This window comes from Nocardiopsis sp. SBT366, from assembly GCF_001083815.1.
In the GTDB taxonomy this organism is placed as follows: Bacteria; Actinomycetota; Actinomycetes; order Streptosporangiales; family Streptosporangiaceae; genus Nocardiopsis; species Nocardiopsis prasina.
Genome location: NZ_LAVM01000007.1, coordinates 61,635 through 75,829, shown reverse-complemented (window position 1 = coordinate 75,829; position 14,195 = coordinate 61,635). Strand labels below are relative to the sequence as shown.

The window sequence follows — 14,195 nt, the reverse complement described above, 5'->3', positions numbered from 1 at the left end:
CGAAATGACGAATCGGGCACCTCTCCGACCTGCGCCTCCGGGGCCGGAGGGGACACCGCCGGTTCCGCCCCCGATGTCAGCGAACGACCTTGCCCGAGGCCCACGACCCCGACCGGCCACGGCCAGGGGTGGTGGCCCCACGAGAGAACAAGGACGCCCATGCCAGACGAGACCGTCGTCTCGCCCCCCGCAGGGACCCACACCATCGGCAAGACCTTCGACTTCGAGGCGGGGCACCGCCTTGAGGGCCTCGCGCCCGGCCACAAGTGCTCACGCCAGCACGGACACAGCTACCAGGTCGAGGTCATCCTCACCGCCCCGGCCCTGACCGGGCCCGGGTTCGTCACCGACTTCGGAGACCTCGCGCCGTTCAAGGCGTATCTGGACACCGAGCTCGACCACCACTACCTGAACGACGTCCTCCCCTTCGAGCCGACCTCGGAGAACCTGGCCGGGTACCTGGCCGGGTGGTTCATCCACCACGTCGAACCGGAGCTGCCCGGCCGACTGGTCGCCGTCCGCGTCCGGGAGACCACGCGCAGCTGGGCGCGCTTCGACGTGGAGCGCACATGAGCCCCGAACGCGTGGACGGGCCCGGACTGCTCGTCGCCGAGCGCTTCGGGGTCGAGCGGCCCACCTTCCAGGGGGAGGGCCCGAGCTGCGGAGTTCCGGCCCTGTTCATCCGACTGTCGCGGTGCAACCTCACCTGCACCTGGTGCGACACCCCCTACACCTGGGACACCTCCCGGTTCGACCTGCGCGCGGAGTCCTCGCGGCAGACGGTTCAGGAGCTGTTGGCGTGGGCGCACGGTTCGCGGGTGGAACTGGTCGTCATCACCGGCGGCGAGCCCCTGATCCAACAACGGCCCCTGGTCCCGCTGGTGCGGGGCCTGTTGGCCCGAGGCAACCGCGTGGAGTTCGAGACGAACGGCACCATCACCCCCGACCCGGAACTGCTGGTTGAGGGCGTGCGGTTCAACGTCAGCCCCAAGCTCGCCAACTCCGGCGTCGCCGAGGACCGACGTCTCGTCCCCGAGACCCTGCGGGCCTTCGCGGCCAGCGGCAGAGCGGTGTTCAAGTTCGTCGCCCGCACCGAGGCGGACCTGGACGAGATCGACGCCCTCACCGGACGGTACGGCCTGGCCCCGATCTGGGTGATGCCTGAGGGCGCCACTCCGGAGGAGCTGATCGCGACCACGCGCGTTCTCGCCGACTCCGTCGCGGCGCGCCGATGGCACCTGGCCCAGCGCCTGCACGTCATGGCGTTCGCCCAGACCCGGGGCCGCTGACCCCGCCCACTCCGTTCTGCCCGGACCCCTTGGAAGCGAGGCCCCTGTGACGCACACCCTCAGCTCGCCCCCCGAACAGAGCCCACCCCCGCTGCCCGAAGCCGACTCCCGAACGTCGCCGCCTGTTGACGTCGACCGCATCACCGACCTGGTCGGCCAGCTCCTGTCGGCGCTCGGTGAGGACCCCGGCAGGGAGGGCCTGGCCGACACTCCGGGCCGGGTCGCGACCTGGTACCGCGACTTCCTCTCACCGGATGCCGCCAACATGGAGACCAGCTTCGCCGAGTCCCAGGTGAGCGGCCAACTGGTCGTGGTCTCGGGAATGAGCGTGTGGTCGCTGTGCGAACACCACATGCTCCCGATGCGCCTGGAGGTGGCCACCGGATACCTGCCCGGTGACCAGGTACTGGGTCTGTCCAAGTTCGGGCGCATCGCCCGCGAGTGCGCGGCGCGTCTGCACGTCCAGGAGCGGTTCACCCGGCAGGTCGCCGACAGGGTCGCCGCCGCCGTGGGAACCCCGGACGTGGCGGTCGCCGTCCACGGCACCCACCTGTGCATGAGCATGCGGGGCGTACGTATGGAAGCGGCCCGCACCACCACGCTGGAACACCGGGGGCGCCTGGACGGCGATCCGGCGCTGGCCCAGCGCTTCCTCACCCTGACCGCCGCCCCCCGGGGAGCCGCATGAGCCAGCACAGCACCCCGACCCGCACCGATCAGGACCGGGCGGTCGTGCACCTGACGTGGCACCGGATCGGGGAGATGGTCGACCACGTCGCCGAGCAGGTCCGGGTGGACGGCGCCCCCCAGGTCGTGGTGGCCGTACTGCGCGGCGGAGCCACCCCCGCGGTGTGGCTCTCCCACCGCCTCCGGTTGCGCGACGTGCGCACGGTCGAGGTCACCCACACCGCAGACGACAGCCGGCACGCCGCCAAGACCCCCGAGCCGGTGGCGGTCAACCCGGGGTCGCTGGGCGACCTGACCGGCCAGGACGTACTGATCGTCGACGACGTCGCGGGCACCGGTCACACCCTGGCGGCGACGGTGCGCCTGGTTTCCCAGGCGGGTGCCGCCCGGGTGCGCACGGCGGTGTGCGCGGTCAACAACGACAACTGGGCCGGCTCCGCACCCGCCGAGGCGACCATCACCTACATCGGGGAGAACACCCGCGGGTGGGTGGTCTTTCCCTGGGAGGGCGGCATCAATGAGGGCTGAACCCCCGCACGGACCCGGCGGCCAGCGGCCCGCCCCCTACCCGCCGAAGGAAGCCATGACCGCTCCTGTCATCCGCGCCGAACCCGCGCACCCGCGCCCGTTGTGGGTCAGCATCGAGGGCGTCAACGGCGTCGGCAAGACCACCGTGGCCCGGTCCCTGGCCACCACGCTGGGTGAACGGTGCCTACTGCTCGACGAACTCACCGACCGGTCCGAGGAGACCCTGCCCGGCCGGGTCACCGCCGCACTGGCGGCCGAGGGGGACGTGTACCTGCGCACGGGCCACCCGGTCGCCGAGACCCTCGCCCTGCTCGCCCTCAAGGTCCGCGAGACCGAACGGCTCGCCGACCGGCACCTGCCCGGGGTGGACGTGATCCTCGAGGACCGGGGCCCGGACTCGGTCGCGGTGTGCCAGGCGGCGATCCTGGCCGCCCACTACGGCGAGGAGGACCCCGCCCGGTTGGCCCGGTACGTGCTGGCCACGGCGCGCGCCTGGTCCCGGCTCCCGGACGCCACGGTGTGGCTCACCGGCGACCGGGCGGTCTGCACGGACCGGTTCGCCGCGCGCGTCGGCCGCACGCTCGAGCCCCGGGACCTGGACGTGATCCATCGGGCCGAGGAGCTCTACCGTGTGCTCGCGGCAGGGGAGCCCGACCGCTACACCGTCGTGGACACCACCGGGTTGTCCCCGCAGGAAAGCGCCGAGGCCGTCGAACAGAGCGTGCGGGACCTGATCCGGACGCGGGAGGTCGCCCATGTCGCGTGACGTCACCCTGCTGTGGGGCCTGCGCAGCCCGTGCGCCTTCGCCTGCCCCCACTGTTACTTCGGGACCATCGAGGAGCACAAGGACGCTCCACCCGACCAGCTCGGAGTCCTGTCGCACCTGTCGCGCAACGACCTGTCCGGCCGGGAACTGACCGCCTTCGCCCGTACCCTGGCCGACTCACCGGTCGAACGGGTGGTCATCGCCGGGGGCGAACCCCTGGACTGGCCCGGCGCCCTGGAGGTGATCGGGCTCATCAAGCAGGCGGGCTGCCAGGTGGTGATCGCCACCAACGCCATACCGCTCACCCGGCCCCACATCGTCGAGGGCCTCGTCGCCCTCGGCGTGGACGGCGTGTCGGTCTCCCTCGACAGCGCCGACGCCCCGACCAACGACCTGCTGCGGCCCTCACGCTCGGGCCGGTTCGGCTACGACCAGGTCCTCCAGGGCATCCGGGCCCTGCTGGCGGCACGGGAGGGCCGGGCCGCCCCGAGGGTGGGGATCTACACCGTGGTCATGCGCTCCCGCCCCCAGGAGATCGGCGACGTGGCCCGCCTGGCCGCGGACCTGGGCGTGGACTACTACGTTCCCCAACCGATCTCCCTGGCACCCGACCACGCCCTCTTCGAGAAGCACGCCCACCGCCCGTCGGACGTGGCGGACGTGGCCGATCAGCTCGATGACCTCTACGCCGACCCGTCCGGCCTGACCCTGCCCGACCCCTCGTACGCGCGGCGGTTCCTGGAGGCGATCTCCACCCACGACAGCGGGCGGGTGGCGGGCTGCTTCGGGGGAGCGCGGCTGTTCTTCGTCCAGCCCGACGGGTCGGTGTGGGACTGCCCCTCCGACCGGCGCATCGCCGCCACACCCCCCGAGCGGCGGCGCTCCATCCGTGGCGCCGACGCACGCACCCTCTTCGCCGAACGGCCCAAGTGCAACGACTGCGACCAGTTCAGCAGGGACTGCGTGAACATGTGGCCCCTGGTGCTGGACATGCCGCGGATACTGAGCACGGAGGCGCCATGACCGGGCTCCCGACCGTGCCCGACCGCGCACGGCTGATCGCCACACACCTCGGCCCCGTCCTGGAACAGATGCCCGACCCCAGCGGCGGGAGCACGGTGACGGAGCTGGAACGCGAACTCGCCTCAGCCCTCGGTGCCGAGCACGTGGTGGCGGTCTCCTCCGGCACCGCGGCCCTGCACGCCGGGCTGTCGGCCCTCGGCGTGGGACCGGGGGACGAGGTCCTGGTGCCCGCGCTGAGCGTGGTCATGACCGTGGCCCCCCTGGCCGCGCTCGGGGCGCGTCCGGTGTTCGTCGACAGCGACGTGGCCGACCTCGACCTGGACTACGACGACGCGGCCCGCAAGGTCACCCCGCGTACCCGGGCCGTCCTGCCCGTGCACCTGTGGGGCCGGATGGGTGATCCGGCGGCCCTGACCGCCTTCGCCTCCGCGCACGGGCTCGCCGTCATCGAGGACGCCGCCCAGGCCATCGGCACCGTCCGCGACCACCGGTGTGCGGGCACGGTCGGCACGGTGGGCTGTTTCAGCATGAAGGACGGCAAGGTCGTGTGGAGCGGTGAGGGCGGCTTCCTGGTCACCCGGGACCCCGGGATCTCCGAGCACGCGCGCGCGTCGCGCAGCCACTGGCAGCCGCCTCCGAAGGGCCAGGCGCCGCAGAGCCGTCTGGCGACCAACACCCGCCTGGCCGCTCCACTGGCGGCGATTGCCCGCGCCAACCTCCACCTCCTGGACGCACTGGTGGAGCGTCGCCGCGCGCAGACCCAGCGCCTGTTGCACGCCCTGGAGGGGACACCCGGACTGCGTCCCCTGGTCCCGTCGCCCGGCGAGGAGTGGAACGCCTACGCCCCGCTCCTGCGCCTGGACCTGCCCCGCCCCCGGGCCTTCGCCGAGCACCTGGCCGAGCGGGGCGTGCCCAACTCCACCGGCAGCTTCCGGCTCGTGCCCTGTGACACCAGACCCATGTTCACCGACCAACCCGGCGCGCCGTGCCGGGGCGCCGCCGAGATCCTCGACCACACGCTCGCCGTGATCGTGACCGAGTCCGACACCGAACCGGTGCTGGACCACCGCGCCGACGTCATCGCCCGCGAGGCCGCCGCGTGGACCGGGTGAAGCACGACCCGTCCCCGCCGACCACCTCTGGAACGGAACCCAGCCGTATGCGAAACACAGCAGTCCACCCCGCCTGCACCCGCGGTCCGCTGATCTCCGCCGAGGGCGTCAACGGCGTCGGCAAGACCTACCTGACCAACCGCGCCGTCGAAACCCTCCGCGAACCGCCGTTGATGCTCGACGAGTTCTCCGAACGCGTACACGGCCGCCACGGCCTGGGCGAGGACCTGCTGGACGCGCTTCGCGAGGCCAGCGGCAGGGATCCGTTCCTGCGCGGGGGCACCCCGATGGCCGAGGCCCTGCTCCTGCTGGCCATGAAACGCCATGACCTGGACACCGTCCTGCCCGACCTGGCCGCGGGGCGGTCCGTCGTGGAGGGCCGCAGCGTCGACACCACGGCCGTCTACCAGGCCCTGCTGCTGTGTCCCAACGACCCGGAGGCCGCCCTGGACACGGCCAGGGCGCTGCTCGACCTGGCGGCCTCCTACCGTTGTCTGCCGGACCTGACGGTCCTGGTCACCGATGACGCCACACAGGCCGTCGAGCGCGCCCAACGGCGCGACCGGCGCATCCTCACCCCTGAGCAGTCCACGTTCCTGGTGGCCGCGTGCGAGCTCTACGAGCGGCTCGCAGCCACCGACCCGGCGCGCTACCGGGTCGTGGACCGGCGCCAGGTCGACGAGTTCGAGGCGGCCGAGCTGATCCGGTCGTGGATCCTCGACGCCGGGGCCGACCTCGGATGTGTGCGGGAGCCGTGGCAGGACCCACACGCCCCGTGCCTGTGCTGCGGGCAGGGCGCGGAACCGGTACCGGCGTGAACGCGGCGCCGCACCCCTGGACCTGCCCGGGACCCGTTGCGCCGGGCTGCGCCTCCGCGATCCCCGACGGCGTCGAAGCGCTGATCCTGGACTTCGACGGCACCATCGCCGACACCACACCCGGCCACGAGCGGGCACTGCGGGCGGCCCTGCGCCCGCACGGTGTGGACCTGGACCCGCACTGGTACCGCCGCCACGTGGGCCTGTCCATCCACGACCTGTTGGCGGCGCTCCCGGGCGGGGGGCGCCTGCCGCACGAGGAGATCATCCAGCGCAGCCGCTCCCACCTGCTGGCCCACGTGCACACCATCACGCCCTTCGGTTGCGTGCTGGGCCTGCTGCGCGCCGCGCGCCGCGCCCGCCTGCCCTGCGCCGTGGCCTCCGGGGCCAGCCGCCTCCTGGTCGGGCCCGGTCTCGGGACCCTGGGCCTGGGGCAGGAGTTCGCGACCGTCGTCACACGTGAGGACGCCCCGCACGGCAAACCCGCCCCCGACCTGTACCTGGCCGCCGCCCACCGACTCGGCGTCCACGCAAGCGCCTGCCTGGCCGTCGACGACGCTCCCGAGGGCATCGCCTCCGCCCGCGCCGCCGGTATGCGGGTGCTCACCGTCGTGGACGGTCATCTCGCCCCCACCGGAGCCCACGGCACGGGCAGCGTGTTCGGGGACACCAGCGGGGCGAAGCCGAGACGATCGGCCGGGTCCGCCTCATGACCGCCCGGGACCGGCGACGCCACGGAACCAGAACACCTGCGACAGGAGGGTGAACCGCATGGGCTCCCTGACAAGCGACCCCGCCTTTCTGGCGACGACCTTCGGGGTCATCGACTTCGAGACGACGACCCCCGCCGGTCATCCGGCCCAGCCCATCGAGGTCGCCGTGCTCGCGCTACGTTACGAGCAGGAGGGCGGGTGGGTCGAGGCGGGCCGGACCACGTCCCTGATCCGCCCACCCGAGTTCGCGCCGGTGACGTCCGCCGACACCGCCCAGAGCGGGCTGAGCCCCGAACAGTTCACAACGGCCCCCGCCCCCTCCGAGGCGCTGGGCGCGTTGGATCGACGGTTCGCCGCGGACAACCGGTACCTCCTGGTCGCGCAGCACGCGGCCACCGAGGCCAACGTCATCCATCATCAGCGCGAGCACTGTCCGAGACTGGCGCGCATCGACTACCTGGACACCATTCCGCTGGCCAAGCGCCTCGTCCCGGGCCTGGAGAACTACAAGCTCGACACCCTGCTGGCCCACTTCTCGATCCCGCGCCCGGCGGACCGACACCGGGCCTACGCCGATGTCGACGTCACCGCGCAGGTGTTCGTACGGCTCATCGACGCCGCCGACCGCGCGGGCGACCTCCATGACCTCGCCGCGCTGGTGAAGGTCGCCGGGCGCACGGCCAAAGCCAACCTGCCCACCCAGGAACACCTGTTCGACCTCTGACGGCCCGGTCAGCCGACGTCGGCCGGGCCCCGGATCGCTTGGGAGACGCGTTGCCCCACCAGTCGCTCCGCCGTCGTGAGCGGATACCAGGCGGCGCCCCTGACCTCCGAGCCCTGGACACGGCCCACGTCCACATGCGCCGGTGCGGTGAAGGAGTACCCGATGTCCAGGTGGAAGTGCGCGGGCTCGCCCTTCGCCGGGCGGGCCGGAACCGGTCCGTACTCGACGTAGACGGGGGCGTGGGAGGCCGGGACGATCTGACCGGGATCGACGTCGGCCTCCTCGACCAGCTCGCGCAGCGCCGCGTCGATCAGCGTGAGGTCGGTCGGCTCCAGGTGCCCGCCCGGCTGCAACAGGATCCCGTACGCGAGGTGGTCGACCAGCAGGACCTCCTCGCCGCGCACCAGCAGCGCACCGACGGTGACGTGCATCGGATAGGTGTGCCGAGAAGCGAAGTCAGCCCCCTCGGCCAGCTGGCGTACCGGATCGGCCAGTGGCTCCGCCTCCTCCGGGTGACGGTTGAGGTAGTCGGCCACCACGGACCTGATCTGGGCGTCACCGACCGCCATGGCACACCCCCGCACCAACCGGGGAGCCAGGCTCCCCATGCCCCGATGACAGGCGGGTACCGATGAACAGCGACACGATCAGCTCCAGAACACACGGCGGTGAAGAGGTCCGTAGCCTACTGGCGGGACTCGGCCCGTGGAGGGCCAACGCGCCACTTCACCACCACCGGGACGGGCACGCGTACCCCTCGGATCCGCCCGACCGCGGAACGGGGTGCCCGCGATGACCACGGACGCCCTCACCGGCTGGGACGAGGAGGCCACCGCCGAGGCCTACGCCGCGTTCGCGCGGGACTGGCCCATGTACAGCGACACCAGCCGCGACCTCGCCCGCCGTGCCCGCCTCGCCGACGGTCGCCTGGTCGTGGACCTGTGCGGGGGTACCGGCGTGACCGCCCGGGCGGTCCTCGAGCAGGTCCCGGGCGACGCCAGGGTCATCTCCCTGGACAACGCCGCCGCCATGCAGCGCATCGGCCGGCGCACCCTGGACGACGCACGCCTGACCTGGGTCACCGCACCCGCCGAGGCCCTGACCGAGCACGTCCCCGCGCACCGGGTCGACGCCGTGGTGTGCAACTCGGGCATCTGGAAGACGGACGTCCCGGCCGTGGCCGCGGCGGTCCGCCGGGTCCTTCGCCCCGGTGGCCGGTTCGTGTTCAACATCGGTGGCGGCTTCGCGGGCCTGACCGACCCGAACGATCGCGCCAGACCGTCGCTGGACTCGTTGATCCATGTGATCGCTGCCCGGGACCACGGCCACACCCCGCCACCGGCGACGACCAGCGGCCCGAAGCTGCCCCTGGTCACCGTCACCCGCCACCTGACCGAAGCGGGGCTCGCGCTGGTGGGTGCCGAGGTCAAGGAGCAGCACACCACCATGGCGGAGCGCAGGGCCTGGTTGTCCATCCCGGTGTTCGCCCGTCCCGCCGGTGTCTTCACCCACGAACAGAGGATGCGGATGCTGGAGGCGGCCTACGCCCGGACCAGCCCCGACGAGACGACCGTGACCCGCTGGCTCGTGGTCACCGCTCAGCTGGACCGGGATCGGCCATGACGTCCCCACGCGATCACCACCCTGGTGCGTCCGAACCTCCACGGTGGTGAACCCGCCCAGCGGCGGTCGGACACGGCAAAGGGCTTGTTCCGGAGAGATCCGGAACAAGTCCTTCGCTGGTCAAACGGTGTGGGCGACACAGAACTCGGATCCGTGACCCCCGCCGTTTCGAGGTAGCTCGGACGTAGCGGCCCCGGCGCCAAGCGGTGCGGGTCGCTCCTCGGACCGGTGCACCCCGCCGGGGCCCACTCGGGGAGAGCGCCGGGCGCACCAAGGCCCCCGCCCGCCTGGGCGCCCGGGGGTGCGGGGCTCGGCCTTCGTCCTCGCCTCGTCACGGTGGCGAAGGCCGCGAAGCGGGCGCCGCGCCCCACGGTCCCGACGCCCACGCTCCCGACGCCCGGTGGCTCCGACTCGCCACGGGCGGGCGCGGGCCGAATCAGCACGCGCGTCCACAAAGTGTGGTGCCAGCCGGGGAACCCGGCCCCTGGGGCGTCGACATCGCGGCGCGAGGTGTCCCCCCGGCCAGGGCAGGCGCCACACGCTGCGAGAACGCGGCTGTGCCCCGCGAAGGCGCGAGCCTCGTGGGCCGTGCGGGGGCGAACTCACACCCACACTTGACAGTCGCAATCCGAACATAGATGATTCAATACGAACATGTGACCCTGATCTCAGAGGTGTGCTCTATGACTCTCACGTCCCTCCCACCCGTCGCGGAGGCACTCGACGGAGCCGTCGATCTGCATTGCCACTCGGGACCGAATCCCTTCTCACGGGAGTTCGATCACGTGGAGGCGGCTCGCGACGGAGAGCGCCTGAACATGCGGGGAATCCTGGTGAAGTCGCACCACCACAACACCGTCATGGACCTGCTCGCGATGCACCGCGAACTGGACGACGTCGCGACGCCGATCTTCGGTGGGATCGCTCTCAACGCCCAGGTGGGTGGACTCAACCCGTACGCGGTCGCGATGTCGCTACAGATGGGTGGGCGCGCGGTGTGGTTCCCCACCTTCTCCAGCCGCTGCCACTGCGAGAACGAGCACCACGGCTTCCCCGAGTCCGACTACGACATCCCCAACCGGATCGTCGACGTGGTCGACGCCGAAGGACGTCTCGTCGACGCGGCCCACGAGGTCATCGACCTGGTGGCGGAGGCGGACGTGCTCCTCTCGGCGGGCCATCTGGAACCGGCCCAGTCGGCCCAGCTCTTCGCCGCCGCCGCCGAGCGCGGAGTGCGACGCATGATCCTCAGCCACCCGAACTTCATCGTCGACGCCGATGTCGAGCGCTGCCGCCAGCTGGCCGACCTCGGCGGCTACATCGAGCACGAGGTCGGCATGTACGACCCCCAGGGCTTTCGCAAGTGGGACCCGGCACTGTTGGTCAAGTGGATCCGCGCCATCGGCCCCGACCACACGGTGCTTTCCTCGGACCTCGGACAACGAGGGCGCCCCATGCCCGTCGACGCCTTCATGCGCGTCGGTGAGGCCCTGCTCGATCAAGGCCTCACGGTCGAGGAGCTTCGCCAGGTCACCTCGCACAACGCCGCCTTCCTGCTCGGTCTGGATGACGACCGGCCCGCTTCGGTCGAGGGGCGCTGAAGGATGGCCTACCTCGCGAGTGACCCACGCAGCCAACTGGCCGCTTCGAGCGGGCTCGACACCGACGCCGCGCACGAACCGCAGTACTTCGACTTCAGTGAGCTCGACCCCACCGCAACCACGGGGCGGGGCGGGCGTCTGTGGACGGTACGAGCCGCCAACGCCGCCGTCGTCTACGCCGAACACGCCGACGGAGACACCTTCGATCGCGAGGACGTCGACGAGACGATGCTGGTGGTCCTGCCGTCCACGGGTCGCCTCACGGTGCGCACGGCGGGGGAGACGGTCACCGTCGAACCGACGAGCGTCATCACGGTCCAGCCGGGCCCCTGGCGATACGAGGTCGAGGGGGAGCTGCGGCTGCTGCGTCTGCACACGGTGGCCACATCGGACGTGCTGGACCAGGCGCTCAACGGCGAAGCCTATGCCGACGGCCTCGGACTCAGCATCCGTGCCGAGCCCTGGCCCGCACCTTCGGGCGACGCCGCGATCCGCGTCTACGACGCCATCGAGGACATCGCCCCGCAGGAAGGACGCCTGGGGCGCATCCTCCGTAGCCGTCACGCCATGGTGAACCTGCTGTACCCACGCGTCGGTCCTCGGGATCCACGCACTCTGTCCCCCCACACCCACGACGACTTCGAGCAGTTGAGCTTCGTCGACGCCGGTGAGTACGTCCATCACATCCGGCGTGCGTGGGGCAACGACCGCACCGCGTGGCGCTCGGACCAGCACCGTGAGATCGGTGGGCCGTCGTTGACCATCATCCCGCCGCCGCTGGTGCACACGAGCGAGGCGGTCGGAGCCGACGAGAACCGCATGGTCGACCTCTTCGCCGGGCCGCGCGAGGACTTCTCGCGCCGTCCGGGCTGGGTGCTCAACGCCGGGGACTACCCGGTGCCGGAGGCACTCCGATGAGCCGCGTGAACGGATCCGAGGGCACGCGGTGGGCCGCCTGGGTCAAGCTCGACACCTGGGAGTCCACGGCCATCCTCGCCCACGCCGGTGTCGAGGTGATCGTCGTCGACGCCGAACACACGATGCTGGACATGTCGGCGATCGCCCGGCACATCGCCGTCGGCCAGGCACACGGCATGCGCGCGCTCGTGCGGGTTCCCGACCAGGGGCCGTCCTTCGTCCAACGGGTGCTCGACGCTGGCGCCGACGGGATCGTCGTTCCCCACGTGGACGGTCCCGAGGCCGCTGCCGAGGTCGTCTCCGCGACGCGATTCGCTCCTGGGGGGCGACGTGGCTCCGGTGCGACGTCGCGTGCCGGAGCGTGGGGGCAGGGCCCGCGAGCCGACTACCTGTCCCGGCCGGTCGAGGTCATCGCGCAGATCGAGTCACTGGCCGCGCTGGAGTCCGTCGAGGAGATCGCCGCGGTCGACGGGATCACCGGGCTCCTCCTCGGGGCCGCGGACCTCAGGCTCGACGCCGGCCGTGCCATCGGCGACGCCGATCTCACCATCGTCACCGCCGCTCGCAGGCACGGGATCGCCGCAGGGGCGGCGGGAGGCCCCGATGGCGCCGCGCGCGCCCGCGAACTGGCGTTGGACTTCTTCGTCGGTGCCGCCGACACGACACTGCTCGCCGAGGCCGCCGTGAGTGCCCTCAGGCGCATGCGGGCAACCGAGGACCACACGGGAAAGGCGTCGCTCCATGCTTGAGCCAGTCATGAACTTCGTCCATGTCAGCAAGCACTATCGCGGAGGAACAGTCGCGGTCGACGACTTCCACCTCGACGTCGCCGACGGTGAGTTCGTCTCCATCGTCGGACCGAGCGGATGCGGCAAGAGCACGCTGCTCAAGCTCATCATGGGCCTGGAACCGCTGACCGAGGGCAGCATCAGGTACCGCGCCGAAGCGCGCAACGAGTCGGCGATGACCGGCATGGTGTTCCAACAGCCGCTCCTGCTGCCCTGGAACACGGTCCTGGACAACGTGCTCGTCCCCTCGATCCTTCAGGGGCGCTCCCAGCGCAAACGCGACGAAGGCCGGGCGCGCGAGCTCCTGGAGATGCTCGGACTGTCGGACTTCGCCACCAGTCACCCGTACCAGCTGTCCGGTGGGATGCAACAACGTGTCGGGATCGCCCGTGCCCTCCTGCACGACCCGAGGATCCTGCTCATGGACGAACCGTTCGGCGCACTGGACGCGATGACGCGCGACCAGCTGACGATGGACCTGCTGGAGATCTGGGAGCGGGACCGCAAGACGGTCGTCTTCATCACCCACAGCATCTCCGAGGCGGTGCTCCTCTCCGATCGCGTCGTGGTGATGACCCCGCGTCCGGGCCGCGTCGGCGCGGTCATCGACATCGACCTACCGCGCCCGCGCACCCTCGACGTCGTGAGCACTGCCGAGTTCGGCGACTACACGCGTCGCATCAGAACCGTTCTTGACAGAGCCGAAGTGGTGAACAGCCCATGACCGCATCCAACTCCTCCTCGTCCAGGCAGACCCTGACAGTGGAACGCGAGGCCGGGAACACCGAGACACGTCGCAGGCTCTCCGACCTTCCAGGCTGGTTGCTGTCGAGCACCACAGTGCTCATCCTGCTGACCGTCTGGGAAGTGGTGGTCCGCACCTTCGACATCTCGGTGATCCTCTTCCCCGCGCCCACCCGGATCGTCCAGGCGCTGGTCGAGGGCTTCACCGACGGGCCGTTCCTGCGGCACACCTGGGTCACGCTGCAGGAGATCATCTACGGATTCGGCATCGCCGTCGTCTCCGGACTGCTCGTCGCGGTGTGGGTGAGCTCCTCGCGTCTGGCCGAGAAGATCGTGCTTCCGATCGTCGTGGTGCTGCAAACCGTGCCGAAGGTGGCCCTCGCACCGTTGTTCCTCGTCTGGTTCGGCTTCGGTATGGAGTCGAAGATCCTCACGACGGCGTTGATCGCGTTCTTCCCGATCCTCGTCAACGCCACGCTCGGCTTCAACTCCACCAGCAGCGACCAGGTGAACATGATGCGTTCCTTCGGAGCGACGCGTCTGCAGGTTCTCACGCGGTTGCGTCTGCCGACGGCCATCCCCAGCATCGTCGCTGGTCTGGACGTGGCGGTCGTGCTCTCGGTCATCGGTGCCATCGTCGCGGAGTTCGTGGGTTCGCAGGCCGGGCTCGGCTACCTGATCATCGCCAGCAACACCTCGCTGGACGTGGCCACCATGTTCGCGGCTCTCGTCGTGCTTTCGACCATCGGTCTCGTGCTGCACTACGCGGTCGTCCTCGGCGGGCGGCGACTCGCCTTCTGGTCCGAAGAGAACCGCGCCCGCTCCGTTGCCAACTGACTCCCCTCAAACCGAAGGACAAC

Annotated in this window: 17 protein-coding genes; 16 read left to right on the top strand and 1 reads right to left on the bottom strand. The window is 71.0% G+C overall.

Annotated elements, in window-relative coordinates:
- Positions 1 to 159: 159 nt before the first annotated feature.
- From ADX84_RS03540 to ADX84_RS03495, 10 genes are read left to right on the top strand one after another with little or no spacing between them, the layout of a single operon-like run.
- A complete protein-coding gene (locus ADX84_RS03540) occupies positions 160 to 573 on the top strand; it encodes a 6-carboxytetrahydropterin synthase (protein ID WP_049567377.1) in 414 nt (137 codons plus the stop codon).
- Positions 570 to 1,289 carry a 7-carboxy-7-deazaguanine synthase QueE gene (locus tag ADX84_RS03535; RefSeq protein ID WP_049567373.1) on the top strand — a complete coding sequence of 240 codons (720 nt, stop codon included), beginning with the start codon at positions 570 to 572 and terminating at the stop codon, positions 1,287 to 1,289. Before ADX84_RS03540 ends, ADX84_RS03535 begins: the two co-directional genes overlap by 4 nt.
- Before the next feature lie 46 nt (positions 1,290 to 1,335).
- Positions 1,336 to 1,977 (top strand): GTP cyclohydrolase I, encoded by a 642-nt coding sequence (gene folE, locus ADX84_RS03530; protein WP_053107245.1) that lies wholly within the window; start codon positions 1,336 to 1,338, stop codon positions 1,975 to 1,977.
- Positions 1,974 to 2,504, top strand: coding sequence for a phosphoribosyltransferase (locus ADX84_RS03525; RefSeq protein WP_049567369.1), 531 nt, complete (start codon positions 1,974 to 1,976; stop codon positions 2,502 to 2,504). The genes folE and ADX84_RS03525 overlap by 4 nt, the downstream gene beginning before the upstream one ends.
- A gap of 55 nt (positions 2,505 to 2,559) precedes the next feature.
- The gene (locus tag ADX84_RS03520; RefSeq protein ID WP_049567366.1) at positions 2,560 to 3,270 is read left to right on the top strand and encodes a thymidylate kinase; all 711 of its coding nucleotides are present in this window, start codon (positions 2,560 to 2,562) and stop codon (positions 3,268 to 3,270) included.
- A complete protein-coding gene (locus tag ADX84_RS03515; RefSeq protein ID WP_049567362.1) occupies positions 3,260 to 4,294 on the top strand; it encodes a radical SAM protein in 1,035 nt (344 codons plus the stop codon). Before ADX84_RS03520 ends, ADX84_RS03515 begins: the two co-directional genes overlap by 11 nt.
- The gene (locus ADX84_RS03510) at positions 4,291 to 5,406 is read left to right on the top strand and encodes a DegT/DnrJ/EryC1/StrS aminotransferase family protein (RefSeq protein ID WP_049567358.1); all 1,116 of its coding nucleotides are present in this window, start codon (positions 4,291 to 4,293) and stop codon (positions 5,404 to 5,406) included. The genes ADX84_RS03515 and ADX84_RS03510 overlap by 4 nt, the downstream gene beginning before the upstream one ends.
- Positions 5,407 to 5,453: 47 nt before the next feature.
- A complete protein-coding gene (locus ADX84_RS03505) occupies positions 5,454 to 6,224 on the top strand; it encodes a thymidylate kinase (RefSeq protein WP_049567355.1) in 771 nt (256 codons plus the stop codon).
- A complete protein-coding gene (locus ADX84_RS03500) occupies positions 6,221 to 6,937 on the top strand; it encodes an HAD family phosphatase (protein ID WP_049567462.1) in 717 nt (238 codons plus the stop codon). The genes ADX84_RS03505 and ADX84_RS03500 overlap by 4 nt, the downstream gene beginning before the upstream one ends.
- A gap of 58 nt (positions 6,938 to 6,995) precedes the next feature.
- Complete coding sequence (locus ADX84_RS03495) at positions 6,996 to 7,661, top strand: PolC-type DNA polymerase III (protein ID WP_049567352.1); 666 nt, start codon at positions 6,996 to 6,998, stop codon at positions 7,659 to 7,661.
- 8 nt (positions 7,662 to 7,669) lie between these two features.
- Here the strand turns inward: ADX84_RS03495 and ADX84_RS03490 are convergent, their stop codons facing one another.
- Complete coding sequence (locus ADX84_RS03490; protein WP_049567349.1) at positions 7,670 to 8,230, bottom strand: NUDIX hydrolase; 561 nt, start codon at positions 8,228 to 8,230, stop codon at positions 7,670 to 7,672.
- Positions 8,231 to 8,453: 223 nt separating this feature from the next.
- Here ADX84_RS03490 and ADX84_RS03485 point away from each other — a divergent pair, with 223 nt between their 5' ends.
- The 6 genes from ADX84_RS03485 to ADX84_RS03460 all read left to right on the top strand — a co-directional run bounded on the left by ADX84_RS03485 (position 8,454) and on the right by ADX84_RS03460 (position 14,172).
- Positions 8,454 to 9,284 (top strand): class I SAM-dependent methyltransferase, encoded by an 831-nt coding sequence (locus ADX84_RS03485; protein ID WP_049567343.1) that lies wholly within the window; start codon positions 8,454 to 8,456, stop codon positions 9,282 to 9,284.
- Positions 9,285 to 9,922: 638 nt separating this feature from the next.
- Complete coding sequence (locus ADX84_RS03480; protein WP_369801049.1) at positions 9,923 to 10,885, top strand: DUF6282 family protein; 963 nt, start codon at positions 9,923 to 9,925, stop codon at positions 10,883 to 10,885.
- 3 nt (positions 10,886 to 10,888) lie between these two features.
- On the top strand, positions 10,889 to 11,803 hold the full coding sequence (locus ADX84_RS25105; RefSeq protein WP_053107243.1) for a hypothetical protein: 915 nt from the start codon (positions 10,889 to 10,891) through the stop codon (positions 11,801 to 11,803).
- 5 nt (positions 11,804 to 11,808) lie between these two features.
- Positions 11,809 to 12,552 carry an HpcH/HpaI aldolase/citrate lyase family protein gene (locus tag ADX84_RS03470; RefSeq protein ID WP_234003831.1) on the top strand — a complete coding sequence of 248 codons (744 nt, stop codon included), beginning with the start codon at positions 11,809 to 11,811 and terminating at the stop codon, positions 12,550 to 12,552.
- Complete coding sequence (locus ADX84_RS03465) at positions 12,545 to 13,315, top strand: ABC transporter ATP-binding protein (protein WP_234003830.1); 771 nt, start codon at positions 12,545 to 12,547, stop codon at positions 13,313 to 13,315. Before ADX84_RS03470 ends, ADX84_RS03465 begins: the two co-directional genes overlap by 8 nt.
- Entirely contained in the window at positions 13,312 to 14,172 is an 861-nt protein-coding gene (locus tag ADX84_RS03460) for an ABC transporter permease (RefSeq protein ID WP_049567332.1), read from the top strand. Before ADX84_RS03465 ends, ADX84_RS03460 begins: the two co-directional genes overlap by 4 nt.
- The last annotated feature ends 23 nt before the right edge of the window (positions 14,173 to 14,195 follow it).

Bases quoted from the DNA above. Each gene is read 5' to 3' on its own strand.
- ADX84_RS03515 (WP_049567362.1), top strand. From the start codon at position 3,260: ATGTCGCGTGACGTCACCCTGCTGTGGGGCCTGCGCAGCCCGTGCGCC.
- ADX84_RS03485 (WP_049567343.1), top strand. From the start codon at position 8,454: ATGACCACGGACGCCCTCACCGGCTGGGACGAGGAGGCCACCGCCGAG.
- ADX84_RS03525 (WP_049567369.1), top strand. From the start codon at position 1,974: ATGAGCCAGCACAGCACCCCGACCCGCACCGATCAGGACCGGGCGGTC.
- ADX84_RS03535 (WP_049567373.1), top strand. From the start codon at position 570: ATGAGCCCCGAACGCGTGGACGGGCCCGGACTGCTCGTCGCCGAGCGC.
- ADX84_RS03510 (WP_049567358.1), top strand. From the start codon at position 4,291: ATGACCGGGCTCCCGACCGTGCCCGACCGCGCACGGCTGATCGCCACA.
- ADX84_RS03490 (WP_049567349.1), bottom strand. From the start codon at position 8,230: ATGGCGGTCGGTGACGCCCAGATCAGGTCCGTGGTGGCCGACTACCTC.
- ADX84_RS03520 (WP_049567366.1), top strand. From the start codon at position 2,560: ATGACCGCTCCTGTCATCCGCGCCGAACCCGCGCACCCGCGCCCGTTG.
- ADX84_RS03495 (WP_049567352.1), top strand. From the start codon at position 6,996: ATGGGCTCCCTGACAAGCGACCCCGCCTTTCTGGCGACGACCTTCGGG.
- ADX84_RS03505 (WP_049567355.1), top strand. From the start codon at position 5,454: ATGCGAAACACAGCAGTCCACCCCGCCTGCACCCGCGGTCCGCTGATC.
- ADX84_RS03465 (WP_234003830.1), top strand. From the start codon at position 12,545: ATGCTTGAGCCAGTCATGAACTTCGTCCATGTCAGCAAGCACTATCGC.
- ADX84_RS03540 (WP_049567377.1), top strand. From the start codon at position 160: ATGCCAGACGAGACCGTCGTCTCGCCCCCCGCAGGGACCCACACCATC.
- ADX84_RS03460 (WP_049567332.1), top strand. From the start codon at position 13,312: ATGACCGCATCCAACTCCTCCTCGTCCAGGCAGACCCTGACAGTGGAA.
- ADX84_RS03480 (WP_369801049.1), top strand. From the start codon at position 9,923: ATGATTCAATACGAACATGTGACCCTGATCTCAGAGGTGTGCTCTATG.
- ADX84_RS25105 (WP_053107243.1), top strand. From the start codon at position 10,889: ATGGCCTACCTCGCGAGTGACCCACGCAGCCAACTGGCCGCTTCGAGC.